Consider the following 16,807-nt stretch of genomic DNA (forward strand, 5'->3'; position numbering starts at 1 on the left):
CCGATCTAGAAATATGATGCAATTATGCTTCTGAAAATCTTTGATGCCTGTTGCTTTTTAATATCAGTGGATTCCAGATCGTAATTGTAGATCTCATCTTCAGGTTTAAGATGTTGATTATAAGCAGCGGAAAAAATTCTTCTTGACTTTTCTAGTGCCTCAAGGGCAGTTTCATAATGTTTATTTCTCTCATTTTTGTTTTTGCAAAAATTTGCAAGATGTATATGCGAGTAGGCAATTCTCATGAAATATTTGTTAATAATATATTGTGAGAAATTTGATATGTTATATGCTCTCCAGAGTGCTTCGTCAAAATATTCTAATGATTTGGAGTAATTTTCCGTTTCAATTCCAATAGTTCCCTGAACCATGTGGATAAAATTGTCTGAAGGATTTAGGTTGTGGGCGGATGAGATATTGAACAGTGCATCCGGTACATCTTTAGAGATTTTTGTTGTTTCAATCAGGCTGATGTTGGCATTTATTTTTGAGCGCTCTTTTGGAAATAGTTCAAAAAGGTCATATGATTTTGTGAAACAATCTTTGGATATATTATAAAGATCTTCGATATCGGAGTTTTTGTTAAGTTGAGATGTTAACAAACTGGCTTTATAATAATAATACCGTCCTTCCAGTGTTGAATAGTGCCCGAGCATCCATTTCAGAATAATGGAAAGGTTTTGTGTACAGTGCATACATTGAGTGTTTTGTGATTCCTGCGCATTTTCACAATTTTTTTTGGGTTTATACAGGTATTCATATGTCATATATATAGAATATGTAAGAAGAATTTTGTTTATTTTGTATTTTAACTCTATTTCATCCATATCTTCATAAAAATCCAGAAGTGTGCCCTGTTTATAAAGATCTATTAAAAAATAATGCAGCACTTTAAAACAGTGGTAGCAGGAATTTTTATCTGCTCTTTTTTTATCTCCGGAAGAATTACAGGTGAGCTCAAAAAACTGTTTTAATGTTCTCCATTGATCCCCGTCGGATTCAATCTCTTCAGAATATGATTTTAACGCATATTCAAGACAATTTGAGATACAGGTTTTATTCATGATTTTTTCATTGCCTGATAAATGTGAGGCGTGTGCGAGAGAGATATGATATTTTGTAATTTCAGGGTTTATCCTGATTGCATTTTTAAATTCGTCGCATGCTTTCTCAAAATTTATTTTTGCTGTGAAATCCCTGTGCAGACAATATGCAACGCCAAGTCTCCAGTGAAGCTCGGGACAAATGCACTGACTGTTCATTTTGTGATTAATGTTTATAGCCTTCTTTAACAGATATACAGATTTTTTCAGGTACTTTTGTTTTTTGCAGGAATCATCAGCAATAAATTTATCATTACTTTCTTTTTCGGGAAAATGAAACATGTACAGATATGCCCATGCAAGATCGCTCATGCATGTTGCAAGAAGTCTGCAGCTGTTTTCCCAGTTGTTTTTGATGTAATTGTCCCTGTCAATTCCCAGATGTGAAATCTGTGAATAATTATCCCATGCAAAGACAAGTGCTTTTTTATGGCATAAAATTGCCTTTTTAATAAGATCAGATTTATTTTCCTTCTCATAAAATGACATTTCAAGGTATGTTATACCCTTAAGGTTCAAATTCCGGGCTTCAAGTGAATAAAAATCCGGAAAGTCCCAGTTTCGTATCCGGTATAGTGTTTTTGTAAAAGGAAGGCTGATTTTGGAGTTAAGGCTGCGTACCTGGTTGCAGCACTCCAGAATATTCTTATCATATTCTAAAATTCTTTTTTCCCTATACCAAAAAAGCCTGTGGTATCTGGTTTGTGCAAGTGCATAATATGCCTTTGGCTGATTCTGATCCTGTTCTATTGCCTTTAAAAAAGCCTTTTCTGCTGCTGTTCCCATTTTAAGTTCTGAATATACAACTCCAAGATTATACCATGCTGTTGAAAATGTATTGTCATATGCCAGAGCTTTCTGAAAGGATTCTTCTGCTTTTTTTAAGTTTTTAATCTGATTCTTTGGGGTTTTAAGGCATTCTCTATAGCTTGTCAGACCTTTATTGAATAGGCAGGTTGCTTTCCAATTATAAGAACCTGTGGAAGGAATATCAGTGTATATCCTGTATGCGAGCTCTTTTACCATCTCTTCGACAGGATATTTGGCGTAAACATTATCAGACTCTTTTTCTTCTGTAATTTTATCGTCTGAATCTGTCTTTATTTCTGATTTTTTCTGGTTTCTTTCAATTTTCCATGCAAAATTATAACCCTGGCCTGACATTGAGGCAAGAAGAATATAGCCATTTTCTGTTCTTCTTATACTTCCCCGTATTCTTGGACCGCGTGACAGATTATTAAAAAGCGATATGAAAAGGCCGATTGGAATTGCTACCGGGCCAAAACTTATGGTGCTTGTCGTGCTTTCAGCTTTTATGAGGATCTCTCCCGGATCATCAACTTTTAAAACCGCTGATATATCTCTGTTTTCTCCTATTGAGGTTGATATAGGACGCTGTTCATTTACATCATTATAAAGCTGAGTGATGCGTCTTAATTTTACGAGGAGAAAAGTGTCGACTCCTGTAATTTTATTATTTTCATCACCCCCGGTATCATCTGAGAATTCTTCGATAACAGGGGTTGAATGATAGCGTAATATCCATGTTAATACCAGAAAAAACAGATATATTGCACAAATCTGAATAAATCCCGGCCAGGAGATAACTGTACTCCATTCCATTCCCTGAAATGAAATTTCCCCGCCAGCAGAAAGTGCTGAGCGGATAGCCAGAAGCACAATAAATAACGCTGCACTGAAAAAAATAAGAAGAAGATAGAATAAACGTCCAAAAATCACGTACTTGAAAAACTGAAAAAAACGGTGTATGGAATAAAAAAATATGTAAATACTGTTAATAACTGCCGGTGACCAGAAATCTATGAGCCTGTCCCAGATCTTTTTAAGCCAATTACGGATATACATTCTGCCACTGACACACAATAGGATTTAGAGATGATAAATATATTCCATAAAATAGAATGAACATCAATTTTTGAGAACTGATAATAATGAGATTATTTGATAAAAGTACTATTAGTATAAGCTTTTTTTCATCAGGGTTTCAGGAAAATTAATTATTCTTTTTTAATAATTCAGGCTGACAGAAATAATTTTTTACTTTATTTATTGCTTCAAAAAAATTCGCAGTCAACGCCGGGTTTAATACACCTCATAACCAATTCTCTGACATGGATAAAAATAAAGTCACATTAATGGCAGCAGGAATTGCTGTTATTTTCTGTGTAATTTTTGCGGGATGTGCAGGAACACCTGATACCGGCCAGGTACCAACACCCCCGCCCTCACAGACTCCGGAAATTCCGGGAACCGCAGGTGAATCAGCAGATGCAGTCGCCGCTGCAAACAACAATTTTGCATTCTCGCTTTACAAAACGCTTGTGGGAGAAAATACTGATAGCACAAATCTCTTCTATTCACCTTATTCCATATCATCGGCATTTGCCCTTGTTTATGAAGGTGCAAAGGGTGAAACTGCGGATGAGATTGGGTCTGTATTTTTCTTCCCTGAGAATATTCAGACTTTAAGAGATGGATATCTTGCAGTCAACACTGCAGTTAATGCCGAAAATCCTGCATATTCCCTCAGTGTTGCAAATGCACTCTGGGCTGAGGAGACCTATCCTTTCCTTGAAAGCTACATCCAAACTGCAGCGGATTATTACGGGGCCGACACCACAAATCTTGATTTCATAAACCAGCCTGAAGAGTCACGCCTGCTTATAAATACCTGGGCTGAGGAGAAGACCAATGACAAAATAAAGGATTTAATTCCGCAGGGAATGATCGATCCCCTAACAAGGCTTGTCATCACAAATGCGGTCTACTTCAAAGGCACATGGGTGAAACAGTTCGATCAGAACAAGACATATGAGGCGGACTTTGTAACGTCATCCGGCGATGTTTTGAAGGTTGATATGATGAAGAGGACTGATGATGACGCAATATATGGCTATAGTGAAACAGACAGTCTCCAGGCTTTAAAGATGCCATATGAAAGTGACGAAGGAGTTAAACTTTCGATGACTGTTCTTCTTCCAAAAGGAAACTCATTAAAGTCGCTGGAGGACTCTTTGGATGCGAAAGAACTCAGCCTGATTGAGAACTCACTTCAATCAAAGCAGGTAAAACTGTTCTTCCCGAAATTCAAACTTGAGACTGAATACTCACTTTCTGATACATTAAGGGATATGGGAATGCCGGTTGCATTCACAAGCGATGCAGACTTCTCCGGAATGGACGGGACAAAAGATCTGTTTATAAGTGATGTTGTTCACAAGGCATACGTTGATGTAAATGAAGAGGGAACAGAGGCTGCTGCGGCAACCGCCGTTGTAATGAACCTTAAAGCAGTTGTTGAGGAGGAGCCTGTACCTGTGTTTATGGCCGATCATCCGTTCATATTCTTAATATCAGAAGATGATACCGGAAATATTCTGTTTATGGGAAGGGTTAGTAATCCTGTATAAACAGGTATCCAACAATAAAACAATTAATTTCAATAATTTTTTCCATATCAAATTTGTTCCAGGGATTATCCCTGATAAATCCAAAAAATGGGTTTTTTCCGGTTTTAGTATTTATACACAGCTTCGTGGTCTTCGGGGAGCTTTTGCCACATTTTGTCTTTTATAATTACGGCAATGGCTGCAATGTTTATAATGATGCTGAACAGGATTGAGAATGGTCCGGCAATCAAACCGGGGATTAAAAGCACTGTGGCGGTGGAGTTTATGGATGTGTGGAAAACTGTGGTCATCAAAAGACTGCCTTTTGAATGATTGTAGATCCATGTAAAGAGGAACGTGATTCCAATGTTGAAGTAAAATCTCTCTATGAATCCGTCCATTCCTCCGGCGTAGATTCCATTGAGGTGAAGCGGCAGGTGCCAGATTGTCCATATTATTCCTAAGAGAAGTGTTCCTATAAGGGGGGAGTATAGATACTGAAGACGCGGTAATGCAAAACCTCTCCAGCCGATCTCTTCCCTTAACGGCCCGCGAAGCAGGGTCACATATCCAAAGGTGATTATCACCGAGGATGCGACACCCAGGGATAACTGGGGAGCTATTTCACTGAGTGATAAACCGGCATTTATTGTGCAGACTATCAGGGAGAATATCATTACGGCCGGAATGAATAAAGTGGCCATTGCATACCATTTCAGGCCGGCTTTCCAGATATAGAGTCTGCTTAACAGCACTCTTATTCCTTCACGGCCTGAGAGTCCTCCGCTTATTATGTAGGCTGCAATAGCGGCGTTGATTGCTACTAAAAGCAGCAGCTGGAGCGAGAATGCTGCCGGATTTATCTGAAGATAGAGGATAATCAAAGCAGCGGTTATCACTGCCGCAGTCAGAAAGACTGCCCAATATTTTCGGGTGTCATTTTTCACTTTTCCGGGTTTTAATATGCCGGAGAGGATTATCGCGGCGAATGCAGGGCCTGAGCCGCCTATGCCCATCAGCAGTATGCAGTTTACCGGATCATCTACCGGCATCAGGAGAGGTATAAAAAAGATTGTCCACGTAAAGAGAAATGCCAGAAAAAAATATGATACTAACTGATATTTTTTGATTAATTCAAAAGCAGGAATCAAATAAATCACCTTTAAATAATAAGATGGTCGGCTTTAACTAATATAGAATTTACGTATTTATCCAATAAAATATCAATTGGAATATTCTGTTCTGATTATATCTCTGGCAGCTCTGATTCTCTGTACCCAAATTTTTGTTTCAAACCAGCACATTTCATTTTTAACCATGTTTCTTTCCAGTTTCAAATAAATCCGTAATGAAAATTGGATGTGAGATCTATTTGCGACATTTCTTTTCCGCCCTGGCATTTATCTGCTTCTGTTTTAATTAAAATTGTGATGAATTATTGGTTTCACACGTTTTTTAAAACGCTTCTGTATTCAGATATTTTATTTCTGTTCTGTTAAAAATCATTATCACATCATTATTTTGTTTGTCAAACACCCACCAGTTTTCCATCCGGTTGTCATGGTCTGAAGTGTAACGGTGACTTTTGTCTGAGTAGTCATATGAGACATTTTCAGGGTACTGATATCTGACGAAATCATCGTTTTCATCTGCTGCGAATGAAAAAAGAAAGTCCTTATAGCCGAATGTCAGGACAATAAGTATTCTTTTATTATATGCATCATCCCGGGTCTCTTTTGCTGATATCGGTTTCCAGCCGTATTTAAGGAGAGTTTTTGCCTTGCTGCTGTTTGCAACCAGTGAGATGACTGATGTCAGATCTGATGTGATATTTCCTGAGACTGAAAAATCGTTTTGTGTTATCTTCAGAGTGATTTTTGATTTTTGCTCCTGGAGATCAACTCCTTTTTTTGTATCAGGGAATATGAAATATGTATTATTTGATGCAAGAATTATTTTTGTTCCGTTGAAATAATATCTGGTCTCTCCGAAAGTAACCTTTGAATAATCCAAATGATTTGCCTGCATATCGATTTCGCCTCCGGTTACATCTCCGGAAGTTTCATTTACGCTGACCTGGTATTCAAGGTTTTCATAGTCAATTATAAGCTTTGGATATGATGAAAGACAAAATGCCGGGTATTTTGGGCAGGGGGTGAATCTGAAATCAATACCGCGGATAACTCCTCCGTGCCTTAGAAGCTGCTGTGCCTTATTATCTTTGAGGGCAATTTCGGCAACATAAGATCCGTTTGTAAGCAAAAGTTCCTCTATATCCGGTGATACCGGTATTTTCTGGTAACTGAGATTAAATTCTTCTTCCGGGGATAATTGTGTTGTGGTAGCGGAATTCGTTGAATTGATATAATTTTTGCCGGAATCTGTGCATCCTGAGATGAAGACTGCAGAAGTGATTAAGAACAGGGTCAGTAAAACCTGAAGGTATCTTTTCTTCATATTAAAAGTCCGAGTCCGTATGATACGGCATTTACAAATGCTGCCAGGATCAACGAATGAATATACCTTATTTTTAAAAGGTGCCAGATTATAACAGATTCTATTGCAATTACAATTATTTCACCATTAAGCGGATACCATGCCATATCAAGAAAGGGCGGCATTACAAACCAGAGATATGGAAGAGTAACTGCGGTCATCAAAAGACCGGTGGCGATTATATCTTTTGAGCAGTTCTCTGTTTTCAGCACATAACGGATTGCAAGATATAATAGTGGTATTTCAACTATCCATGTGAAAAGAAGAGACTCGAGGAATAAGTATTCATAGAGCATTTTCAGGCAAGCCCCAGGATTTTCAGGATTATTGTAAATATTGATTCGCTCTTTTCTATACCCTTATCACCGGTAAAAACACTTTTGAAGTCATTTTCGTCTTCTGTCATCTCTATTATGTTTCCGTTTTCATCAGTTGGTATTGTAAAATACAGGCTGCAGTCTCTTTGAATCAGGCTTCCGGAAGGGTTGAAGTAATTTTCACAGGGAACACCGGTGTAGTATAGGGAGCAGTTTAAGTCAATGGCGGATGCCTTATCAGAGCATGAGTTATATTGTTCAGTCAATATAAATTTCTGACCTTTTGATTCAATGATTCCTGTATTTTTGGGATATGCTTTATTTTCATCATATTTGTCCAGGTAAATTTTGCAGGACTCTGTCTTTTTATCTTTCAATTCGGCTTCTTTTTTAAAGCAGCTGTCTGATTCTTTTGTTCCAAGATAGCAGGCATCAGATTTTCTTATGGCTGCATAATTACACATTGAGCAGTTTTGAAAGGGGCCTTCTCCTGCATTTGCGATAAAAAATTCCTCTCCTTTTGTCACGCCTTTTAGTGTACAGTAATCTATAACTCTATAATTTAAGTAAAACGGCTCATAGATTTTTGCACCGTAGCAATCAGCGGTAGCTGAATATGAAAAAACCTCTTTTTGTTCGTATGTACCCTTCTCTTTTCTTTCAGAGCCTTTATTCAAAAATTCCTTAAATTCCGGAGTTCCTGGGTAAAATGAATAGCCATAGCATCTAACTGTGAATTCAACACTTTCATTGTAAGGCTCTCCGTTTTTTTCAAAGAAGACTTTTGTTAATGTTGGTATAGCAATATCTGCAGATACAGGTGCAGTTATGGCCAAAATCAGCATGATTCCGGCTGCAAGGCAAAAAATTGATTTTAATCTGGTCATTTCGGTTTTCCTTTTTCATTCTTTTTTTCATAAGGCAATATAGCAGTATTTATACAAGCCCCAAAAATTTCAGTATGGCTGTGAATATCGATTTGCTCTCTTCAGATTTTGTATTCTCTTTGGCGGTCAGGTTTTTTTTTGGTTCTTCCTTTGGCATTTCTATGATATTTCCGGCATCATCTGTCGGGATTTTGAAATACAAATTACAGTCTCTTTGAATTGGATTTAGGTCAGGATCGCAGTAATCAGTGCATGCGACTTCTTTATAGTAACTGCTGCAGTTCAGGTCAATAGATCTGGCTTTTTCATAGCATGCTTTATACTCATCTGTTTCAATCATCATAACTCCGTTGAGTTCAAATGCTCTGGTATCTTTGGAGTATGTCTTTTTCATGTCAAATTTCTCGAGATATCTGTCACATAATGCGGATTCATTTTCTTTTAGCAGGCTTTGATTTAAATGGCAGTTGTAGGATTCATCTGTTGACAAATAGCAGATATCAGAATTCTCTCTTAACCGGTTATAGTCTATACTGTGTGTACGCATTGAGCAGTTTGAAATCGGACTTTCTCCGGCATTTTCTATTACGAATTTTTTACCGTTTGTTTCCCCGTATAGTGTGCAATAGTCAAATGCCAGATATTTGAAATAATATGGCTCATAGATTTTTGCACCGTATCCCGATATCGTTGCAGAGTATGAGAAAACCTCTGTTGTGTTGTATGTTCCCGGATCTTTTTTCTGATAACTTCCCCTCCAGTAATTGCTGTAATTGGGATCAGTGCTGTCGATGATGTAGCCGTAGCATTTTAAAGTATATTTTACAGGTTCATTGTATGCCTGCCCGTCTTTTTCAAAAAATACTTTTGTTTCTGTTGTTATGATTGCATCCGCAGATACGGGTTCAACTACTGCTATTATCAGAAAAATGCCTGCAATAAGGCATATTGCATGTTTTGATTTCATCATTTCAGTCTCGTTTTTTTAATTATATTTTGTTATTTCATATTCTCCCTGAAGGAATCTCATTTAATTACTATTTCAAAGCCCCAGATAATTTAGGAATTGCTGATAAAACTGAATTAGATTTATCCTGTTTACTGTTATGTTTGGGGGTTTTAGTGTTTCAGGCGCCGTTTTGGGTAAACTTTCGATAATATTCCCATCTTCGTCAGTCGGGATTGTAAAATACAGGCTGCAATCTCTGTAAATTGGATTTCCATCCGGATCACAGTAATCCTCACAGGGAACTTCTTCAAAATACCTGCTACAGTTAAGAAAATCAAGTGAACGGGCTTTTTCACGGCATTCAATATATTCCTTTGTTCTTACCATTTTCTTTCCGTCAACTATTTTTGTCCCGGTATTTTCCGGGTAAATTTTATCCAGGTCAAATTTTTCCAGGTAACTGTTGCACAATTTGTCATTTTGCTGTTCATCAAAGCAGCGATAGGATTGATTTGTTTCAAAATAACAAGCATCAATATATTCTGAGGGGGTTCTTACAAACCGGTCTCTGTAACTGCAGTCCGGAACGGGGCTGTCTCCGATATTTTCAATTATGAATTTCTGTCCGTTTGTCTCCCCAAAAAGTGTGCAGTAATCAATTACCCTGTAGTTTAAGTAAAACGGTTCAAAAATTTCAGCCCCGTAGTGGTCAGCAGTTGCGGAATATGCAAATACTTCGGTCTGGTTGTATGTGCCCGTCTCTCTTCTGATATAATTTCCCCGCCAGTAATTTTTCCAGTTGGGATCTGTATCATCCACAATGTAGCCATAACATGTAACAGTAAATTTTACAGATTCATTGTAGGGTTGTCCGTCTTTTTCGAAAAAAACCTTTGTTGAGGTTGGAAGGACTTTATCTGCGGATACAGATACGGTCAAAGCCAGAATGATTGAAGCTGCTATTATCAGGTTAATTATAATTTTGCAATTCATATTTTATCCAAATTTTCACAATTTAATTTCATAATTCCATATTCCTCCAACAGGACCAAAATTAGTGATTTCAACGGAAATATTGCCTTTTTTTACTGTTAATGGCTCAATCAGGCATTTGTAAGAATTAATATTATTATTGCCGCCGGAATATTCCATATTCCAGATATATTTTTTCTCCCTGTTGTCTATAGAGTAGAATCCACGAGGCATGTCTTCTGATGAAAAATGATATGACCATTTTTTACCGTTATCCATTACTTCTACATATTCTGTTTTTGGGATTTCTGCCGAAAAGAAAAGCTGTGTGCCTTCATCTCCTGCTTCTATCCTGTCAAAAATTATTTTAATTTCTTTATCTTCTTTGGAGAGATTTACCGGAATTGTCTTCCTGAGAAGTTCACCTTTGGGTTTAATCATAATTTGTGCAATCTCTCTGCCGGATTCGCCCATGTAAATCTCTTCACTTTTACCGTCCCGGACACTCACGTCCGTTATTTCAAGTGTATATAATCCGTGGGTTGCATTTTTGCCGTTATCATCTGTCAGATTCCATTTGATCTCATAACTGAGTTTTTCACCTGCAGGTATTGTAACATCACTATCTCCCCGTGTGTATCGTTTAATTATCCTGAATGGTCTGGAGATGTCGGCCGGATTTTTTATGAGAAATTCCGGGGGGTAATTCTCAATTTCAAGAGGATAATTCCCTTTATTTTTAAATATGATACTGGTTACAACGGGTTCTCCCAAAATTCCCACATATGACTCCGGAACAGCAGATATTACAAGTCCTTTGTAATCCCCTTTTGGAGTATCTGAAATGTTTGTGATTCCTATTATGCCGGCAGAATTATCCATTGCCGGAAGAATTATCCAGTTCCCGTTTTTATCATCTGCTCCGGGTGCAGTGCAGCCGCAGATGAATAGTGAAGAGAGTAAGAGTGTTACTAATAGCAGAGATTTCATATTGTCATTCCCTCTGTAAGATTCAAATCCTGTTTCAAAAAATATCTGGCATTTCTTCCATCCCTGACGATATCAACAAAACCGGATTTTTCAAGTCTTTTCATATGCCATGTAATCGCAGGTCCTGAGAGTCCGATTTTCATTGATATTTCATTTCTTGCAATTCCGGGATGCAAATTTAAAATTTCGAGTATTTGTTTGTCTTTTGAATTTTTTTGTATGAGTAAAAGCTTCATTTCCGAAGTTGAAAAGGTATTATTGTTTTTGAAATATCCTGAAATTCCATTTACAGAAAAAGGGCGGATAATTCCAAGTACGACAAGTTTATTCAAATGATATTTGGCTATTGATTTTGTTATTCCAAGTTCTCTTACAATATCGGAAAAATTAATCCCCGGATTGTTTTTAATTATTTCAGAAATTTTGGCTCTGTTTTTGTTTTTGAGGGCATTATTCCGGTTAATGAGCTTCAATCCAAAATATGCTATAAGGCCTGAGGAAATCGCCGAAAAAAATATTGCCAATATAAAATCCCCAAATGGAATATATTCAGAGATAAGAGAAATAAGTTTTATTCTGGGCTCCAGTTCAGAAAATTCTACCTGCTTTACTTCGAGTTCTTCCCTATCGGTAGTATTTACCTCATATGCAGTTGTCACTACATATCCGCCTCTTATTTGTATTATTTTATCTTCTGCACTAACATGACCTGCGAATAATATTATAAAAAATATTGAAAATAAAATTATTAATGTGATTCTTCTTTGAAATAATTTCATTAAACCCCTGCCCCATTTTTTTAATATAATTAAATTATTTTCAGATCACTTTTGTTTACCCCCCGGGTATTCAGTGTCAGATATAGAATTTGTTTAGACAACCATGATTTCTTTTAATAAATATCCCTGTAAATTAAATATTTCAATAATTGTCAAAAGCTGTTACGCCACAATCATTTACACATTTATAAAACCTGTTTCTCCTTTTTCCAGATTTTTTTCATGGAATTTGTAGTGTATTATAATGCAATTTTCGGTCAGAATACTTATAACAATTAATATTCATTTAGGTCTATATAATGACCTCTCACTATACTCTTGAACTGTTCTTCAATTAAAAAAAACAGTTCAATGATATAGTGAGAGGTATTTTTATACCATGATTTATTATTTATAATAAAATGAAAATTGATTATGGAAAGTTCTATTTGAAAATTAAAAAATATTCTAAAAATACTGAAACTGAAATATCTTATAATTCTGTCAGATTATTTCTAAAATTTCTGATAATTTTTGCATTAATTTTTTGTCTTTGTCCACATTCTGTCTCTGCGGCTGAGTTTGCTCCCGGAACTATTAAAGCAATAGATGCTGGCGGTGTGATACGCTATATCGAAATAGACGGGGATCATATTGTCTGGACTGAGTATAAAAAAGTCATACTGCACACCCTGTCGACAAACCAGAGCCTTAAAATTTCGGGAGGAAACTACTTTGAGCTTTACCCGCCGGAAATCTCCGGAGATCATGTTATCTGGCTTGAGAAAGATGATTCTGCTGCTGATTCACGAATATGGGTTCTTTATATTTATACAATCTCATCAGGTGAACGAAAATTAATCCCGACTGAGAAAGGTTCTCCGAGATATCCTGATGTTTCTGGTGATATTGCGGTCTGGAAAGATCAGAATGAGGTTTTCCTGTTTAATATAACAGAATGGAGTCTTAAAAAAATATCCGAAGAGCTTTTATTTGCAGGGGATTGTAGTATAGACGGAGATACTGTCGCCTGGGAGGGAACAAAAAATGCTGATTCACGGACAACTGATCTGTATGTATACAATATTATCACTAAAAAGACTGATATTATAACAGACCTGCCCGGGTTTCGTGACGAATTCCTTCTTTGTGAAGGAAAAGTCATATGGGCGGATTCATTGACCGAAAGTTCAAAGTCTGTTGTCAGGGTTTATGACCTAAAAAGCGGTAATTTAAGTGAAATCACCAGTGTCAGTGACCAGGCGGGCGGATTTTCAATGTCAGGCGATCTCTTTGTGTACACAAATTTTGGATTCTGGAGTACAGATACGCCGGACAGCCAGAATCACCTGATTAACCTTACAACAGGAGAAAATATGCTCCTCTCCCTCCCCGAAAACGGGTTTAAGGGGGCTTCAATATCCGGGAATAATATTGTCTGGCGTGAAAAAGATGTAATTTTGTTTACATATGATCCTTCGGGAGAGCCGTTTATGCAGGAATCAATTTTTTCGAATATTCCTTTTGCAAAGGAAATGCCGGGATTTACATTTTTTGTAACGGTTATGGCTGTTTTGTTTGTATTCGCCGCCGGGAGATTCCGTTGACCTGAAAAAATATATTATTTTTCATCATTTCGCTTTTGTTCTCGTCTTTTATCCGCTATCGAGACACATTTCAGCCATCCAAAAAGAAACAGCATCAAAATCAGAATCTCCACAAAAAAACCAAAATATATTAAAAATCCTGTGAGGATGCTGTTTTCTGTTAAAACATATTTCAGGTTGAATGTGATAAGATCAATTGCCCATCCGCAGATAGGAAGCAGGTGCCAGAAAAAATCCGAAGGCAAAGGTTGTTCTGGTCGCATTTCAGCTAACATCAGGGCAAAAATAAATGGGATGGAAAGAAACGGGGCTAAAAATGCTGCAATTGCTTCTCCTTTTTTTGAGAAGATGTTACTGAATATACTCATTGAGATAAAGACGGGGCAGGCAACAGCGGATGCGATGAGGATAGCCATTACGGTGACTAAAAACCATGTGATTTCCGGTACAATGACCGGAGATTCAAAATTTGGGAGAATCAAAAGCCAGAGAGTTAAAATCGCTGCAAATAATGTGACAGGAATTGCAATCTTTAATTTAAGGGGGTTAACATGCCTGAGACCGTAATATAGTATTATTGATGCAATTGAGGGTAACGGCATTAAAAAGAAGAATAGTATCATTATTTTCACTCAACCCTAAATTTTCCTGCCTGAATCATTATTATGTATGATATTTTATTTTGTCCATATAATACCCTCTCACAATACTCTTGAACTGTTTCATAATTTGAAAAACAGTTCAATGATATAGTGAGAGGCATTTATGGTCTTTTAGTCTGATATTAAAATATCAGAATTAAGGGACCAGTTCAATGGGGTTAAATATGCATAATAAAATGGAGTTTAAGGTATTTTTTGCATTTTTAATTATTTTATTATTATCAGTTGTTACTAACGTATCGGCGGGAGTTCCTGTACTCTTCAGTGAAGGGTATTCATATGATCCGTATGTTGCCGGGAATTATATTGTGTATCTGGATTATAAGGACGATCCGTTTGGAAAAGATCCCGAGTCTGTTGCGTTAGGCATTTTTAGAGGAAGAGCAGTTTATGAGCACCATCTTCCTATGGGGAATATTTACCTGTATAATATATCTGCAAATGTGACTACTCCGGTATACAAAAGCGGATGCAGGAGTTTAAGTCCATGGATAAAAAATAGCACCATTTTTTGGTATGAGGATAAAACAGCACCTGTATCTTTTGATTACAAGGATCCGAATCCCCATGGTTATTATTTATATTCAGTACCTTTGGAGAGAATTAGTTTTGCCGCTGCAGAAAACTATTCAATACTAAATCCTGATGTAAAACTCTCATATCAGGCAAAATCTAATTATTCCTTGCGATTAAAGCCTAAATTTACTTCGGATTTAATTGAAATAATCCCAGATGGCTCGGATTTTTTGATGTATTATACAGATCTAAAAACGCAAAATAAAACACTGGTATCATCAGGACATTTCCTGGATGACGCATATCCACAGGTTTACGGGGATAAGGTTTTCTGGGAAGATTACCGCACCGGGCGCTCGCAGCTCTATGTATTTTCTCTTGAAAATAATCGTGAATATCAGATAGCGCCGCAGTATTTCTCCCAGTATGACTGCTCGGTGGACGGTGATATTGTGGCCTGGACAACATATGGCGGGGATTTATACTATACAAATATCTCAGGACTTATTGAGAATAAACTGCCTGTAAACAGTTCTGATGCAGCATCCGGGCCAAAAGAATCCGATCTGGATATTTTGACTTTGCTATTCGCAATTTCAGCTGCATTTTTGGTTCTGGTGGTTAGAAGAGGCGGATTATAATGAGCAATTCATGCATAATGAAAGCAGTGCTGACATCTCTTGCATTATTATCCGTTTTTCTTACCGGATGCACAGGTATGATTCCGGATGATTCGGGTGGAAATTTTGGCAATGATTTGATAGCAGAGGATAATTTAAGTGATTTGGATGAAAACAGATTTTATCCTGCCACTCCCGAAGAGATTGAGGCAATTAACAGTTATGTCCCTCCTGTTGAAAAGATGATTGAGGATCTCAGAAAACAGGGAATGGATGACGAAAACATAACAAAAATACTTGAAGAGAATGGTTATGGCTGGTTTCCTGAAACAGGTGCATGGTGGAAAGGGACAACCCCCTCCCCGGAACAGCAGGTGCTAATAAATCAGATAAGAGGGCCTGATTATTCTCCGTTTCCTGATGAAAGTGATGAGAGAATAAGGCTATGTTCATGCATCTGCCGGCTTTTATTTGTTGAAAATATTAGTGCCGGAGGATTTCACGGGATCTCAGATTACAGTAACAAAAACGAGATTGTGATGAATCTTGAACTTTATGGACTAAAATCGCTTGCTCCTGAATATTTGTCATATGAAGATAATCCCCTGCTGTTTGGCGCCCTTGAAAAGAAGCATGGAGGTGTGGAATTAACACCTGAAGAGGATAATTATGCCCTTTTGCATTACAATAATAAATATTTTGAATACTCGGGGTGTTATTATGCTGCAGTTGTCAGAGAGGGTTCGTGCTCTACGGATATTTGTTATCCAAAAGACTATAAAAAGTTGAAATTTACGGCAGATGAAGTTATTTCAATCGTACTTGCTGATGAGGACGTTATAAGTTCTATAGGGGATTTAGACTATGAAGTGTCCGGAGTCTGTATTACTGAAAATAAGGGTGAGCCGGAATATAAGGTGACAATTCAGAAATATAAAGATGATTATCCCTATGGATCTGTAATTTTGTATGTAAATATGTCCGGCAAAATTGTCAGTACAGGACATACATATCCTTCGCATATACTGAAAAAAGTCGGATAATTTTGTATGATTAAAATTTTTTCAAAAATCATTCAATAATAATATCATATTTATCCAGAAGTCCTGAAAGTCCCGGATATGAAAATTTTGCATTTTTCATCCTGTTTAATTCCGGATCAATTGAGTAATTGTATGATGTCCTAAAATCAGCATCCGTTAAATTGTTCTGAATGAAAACTGTATTTAAGAGATCACAGCTCAAAAACAATGCTTTTGTTAAATCTGATTCTGTAAAATTTGCATTTTTTATGGTACAGTCTTTAAATTTTGTATTCTGAAGTGAATTTTCTATAAAAACGGAGAAGTCCAGAAGACAGTTTTCAAAGTTTACTGCAAAAAGAAAATCATTACAGCCGCTAAAATCAGCACCTGTAAGTTTGCAGTTTATAAATTCCACACTTTTTAAACCGGTGTTATTGAAATTCGGCGTGCTGATGTTGCAGTTATTAAACTGACAATCCATGAAAACACTGCCTG

15 protein-coding genes are annotated in these 16,807 nt (G+C 36.9%); 4 read left to right on the plus strand and 11 right to left on the minus strand.

Annotated elements, in window-relative coordinates:
- Window positions 1-5: 5 nt before the first annotated feature.
- Complete coding sequence (locus ACTB1O_RS00710; RefSeq protein WP_462993222.1) at window positions 6-2,783, minus strand: tetratricopeptide repeat protein; 2,778 nt, start codon at window positions 2,781-2,783, stop codon at window positions 6-8.
- Window positions 2,784-3,235: 452 nt separating this feature from the next.
- Here ACTB1O_RS00710 and ACTB1O_RS00715 point away from each other — a divergent pair, with 452 nt between their 5' ends.
- Window positions 3,236-4,534 (plus strand): serpin family protein, encoded by a 1,299-nt coding sequence (locus ACTB1O_RS00715; protein ID WP_462993223.1) that lies wholly within the window; start codon window positions 3,236-3,238, stop codon window positions 4,532-4,534.
- Between the two features lie 104 nt (window positions 4,535-4,638).
- On the opposite strand, the gene ACTB1O_RS00720 is transcribed toward ACTB1O_RS00715, so the two are convergent.
- The 8 genes from ACTB1O_RS00720 to ACTB1O_RS00755 form a co-directional block, all read right to left on the minus strand.
- Window positions 4,639-5,565 carry a CPBP family intramembrane glutamic endopeptidase gene (locus ACTB1O_RS00720; protein WP_462993224.1) on the minus strand — a complete coding sequence of 309 codons (927 nt, stop codon included), beginning with the start codon at window positions 5,563-5,565 and terminating at the stop codon, window positions 4,639-4,641.
- Window positions 5,566-5,968: 403 nt separating this feature from the next.
- Window positions 5,969-6,970 carry a hypothetical protein gene (locus ACTB1O_RS00725; protein WP_462993225.1) on the minus strand — a complete coding sequence of 334 codons (1,002 nt, stop codon included), beginning with the start codon at window positions 6,968-6,970 and terminating at the stop codon, window positions 5,969-5,971.
- Window positions 6,967-7,305, minus strand: a complete 339-nt coding sequence (locus tag ACTB1O_RS00730) for a hypothetical protein (RefSeq protein WP_462993226.1) — start codon at window positions 7,303-7,305, stop codon at window positions 6,967-6,969. The genes ACTB1O_RS00725 and ACTB1O_RS00730 overlap by 4 nt, the downstream gene beginning before the upstream one ends.
- Window positions 7,306-7,307: 2 nt before the next feature.
- Window positions 7,308-8,213, minus strand: coding sequence for a hypothetical protein (locus tag ACTB1O_RS00735; protein ID WP_462993227.1), 906 nt, complete (start codon window positions 8,211-8,213; stop codon window positions 7,308-7,310).
- A 49-nt stretch (window positions 8,214-8,262) separates the two neighbouring features.
- On the minus strand, window positions 8,263-9,183 hold the full coding sequence (locus ACTB1O_RS00740) for a hypothetical protein (protein ID WP_462993228.1): 921 nt from the start codon (window positions 9,181-9,183) through the stop codon (window positions 8,263-8,265).
- A gap of 72 nt (window positions 9,184-9,255) precedes the next feature.
- Window positions 9,256-10,155 (minus strand): hypothetical protein, encoded by a 900-nt coding sequence (locus tag ACTB1O_RS00745; protein WP_462993229.1) that lies wholly within the window; start codon window positions 10,153-10,155, stop codon window positions 9,256-9,258.
- Between the two features lie 15 nt (window positions 10,156-10,170).
- On the minus strand, window positions 10,171-11,124 hold the full coding sequence (locus tag ACTB1O_RS00750) for a hypothetical protein (protein WP_462993230.1): 954 nt from the start codon (window positions 11,122-11,124) through the stop codon (window positions 10,171-10,173).
- The gene (locus tag ACTB1O_RS00755) at window positions 11,121-11,903 is read right to left on the minus strand and encodes a winged helix-turn-helix transcriptional regulator (RefSeq protein ID WP_462993231.1); all 783 of its coding nucleotides are present in this window, start codon (window positions 11,901-11,903) and stop codon (window positions 11,121-11,123) included. Before ACTB1O_RS00755 ends, ACTB1O_RS00750 begins: the two co-directional genes overlap by 4 nt.
- 401 nt (window positions 11,904-12,304) lie before the next feature.
- Between ACTB1O_RS00755 and ACTB1O_RS00760 the strand changes: the two genes are divergently transcribed.
- Window positions 12,305-13,489 carry a TolB-like translocation protein gene (locus ACTB1O_RS00760; protein ID WP_462993232.1) on the plus strand — a complete coding sequence of 395 codons (1,185 nt, stop codon included), beginning with the start codon at window positions 12,305-12,307 and terminating at the stop codon, window positions 13,487-13,489.
- Between the two features lie 14 nt (window positions 13,490-13,503).
- On the opposite strand, the gene ACTB1O_RS00765 is transcribed toward ACTB1O_RS00760, so the two are convergent.
- Complete coding sequence (locus ACTB1O_RS00765) at window positions 13,504-14,121, minus strand: hypothetical protein (RefSeq protein ID WP_462993233.1); 618 nt, start codon at window positions 14,119-14,121, stop codon at window positions 13,504-13,506.
- Between the two features lie 194 nt (window positions 14,122-14,315).
- Between ACTB1O_RS00765 and ACTB1O_RS00770 the strand changes: the two genes are divergently transcribed.
- A complete protein-coding gene (locus ACTB1O_RS00770) occupies window positions 14,316-15,308 on the plus strand; it encodes a TolB-like translocation protein (protein WP_462993234.1) in 993 nt (330 codons plus the stop codon).
- Window positions 15,308-16,330, plus strand: coding sequence for a hypothetical protein (locus ACTB1O_RS00775; RefSeq protein WP_462993235.1), 1,023 nt, complete (start codon window positions 15,308-15,310; stop codon window positions 16,328-16,330). The genes ACTB1O_RS00770 and ACTB1O_RS00775 overlap by 1 nt, the downstream gene beginning before the upstream one ends.
- A gap of 28 nt (window positions 16,331-16,358) precedes the next feature.
- Here ACTB1O_RS00775 and ACTB1O_RS00780 read toward each other — a convergent pair.
- Window positions 16,359-16,807: pentapeptide repeat-containing protein (locus ACTB1O_RS00780; RefSeq protein WP_462993236.1), on the minus strand; the 449-nt coding region annotated here is incomplete at its 5' end.

The sequence above is a fragment of the Methanomicrobium sp. genome (assembly GCF_055145805.1).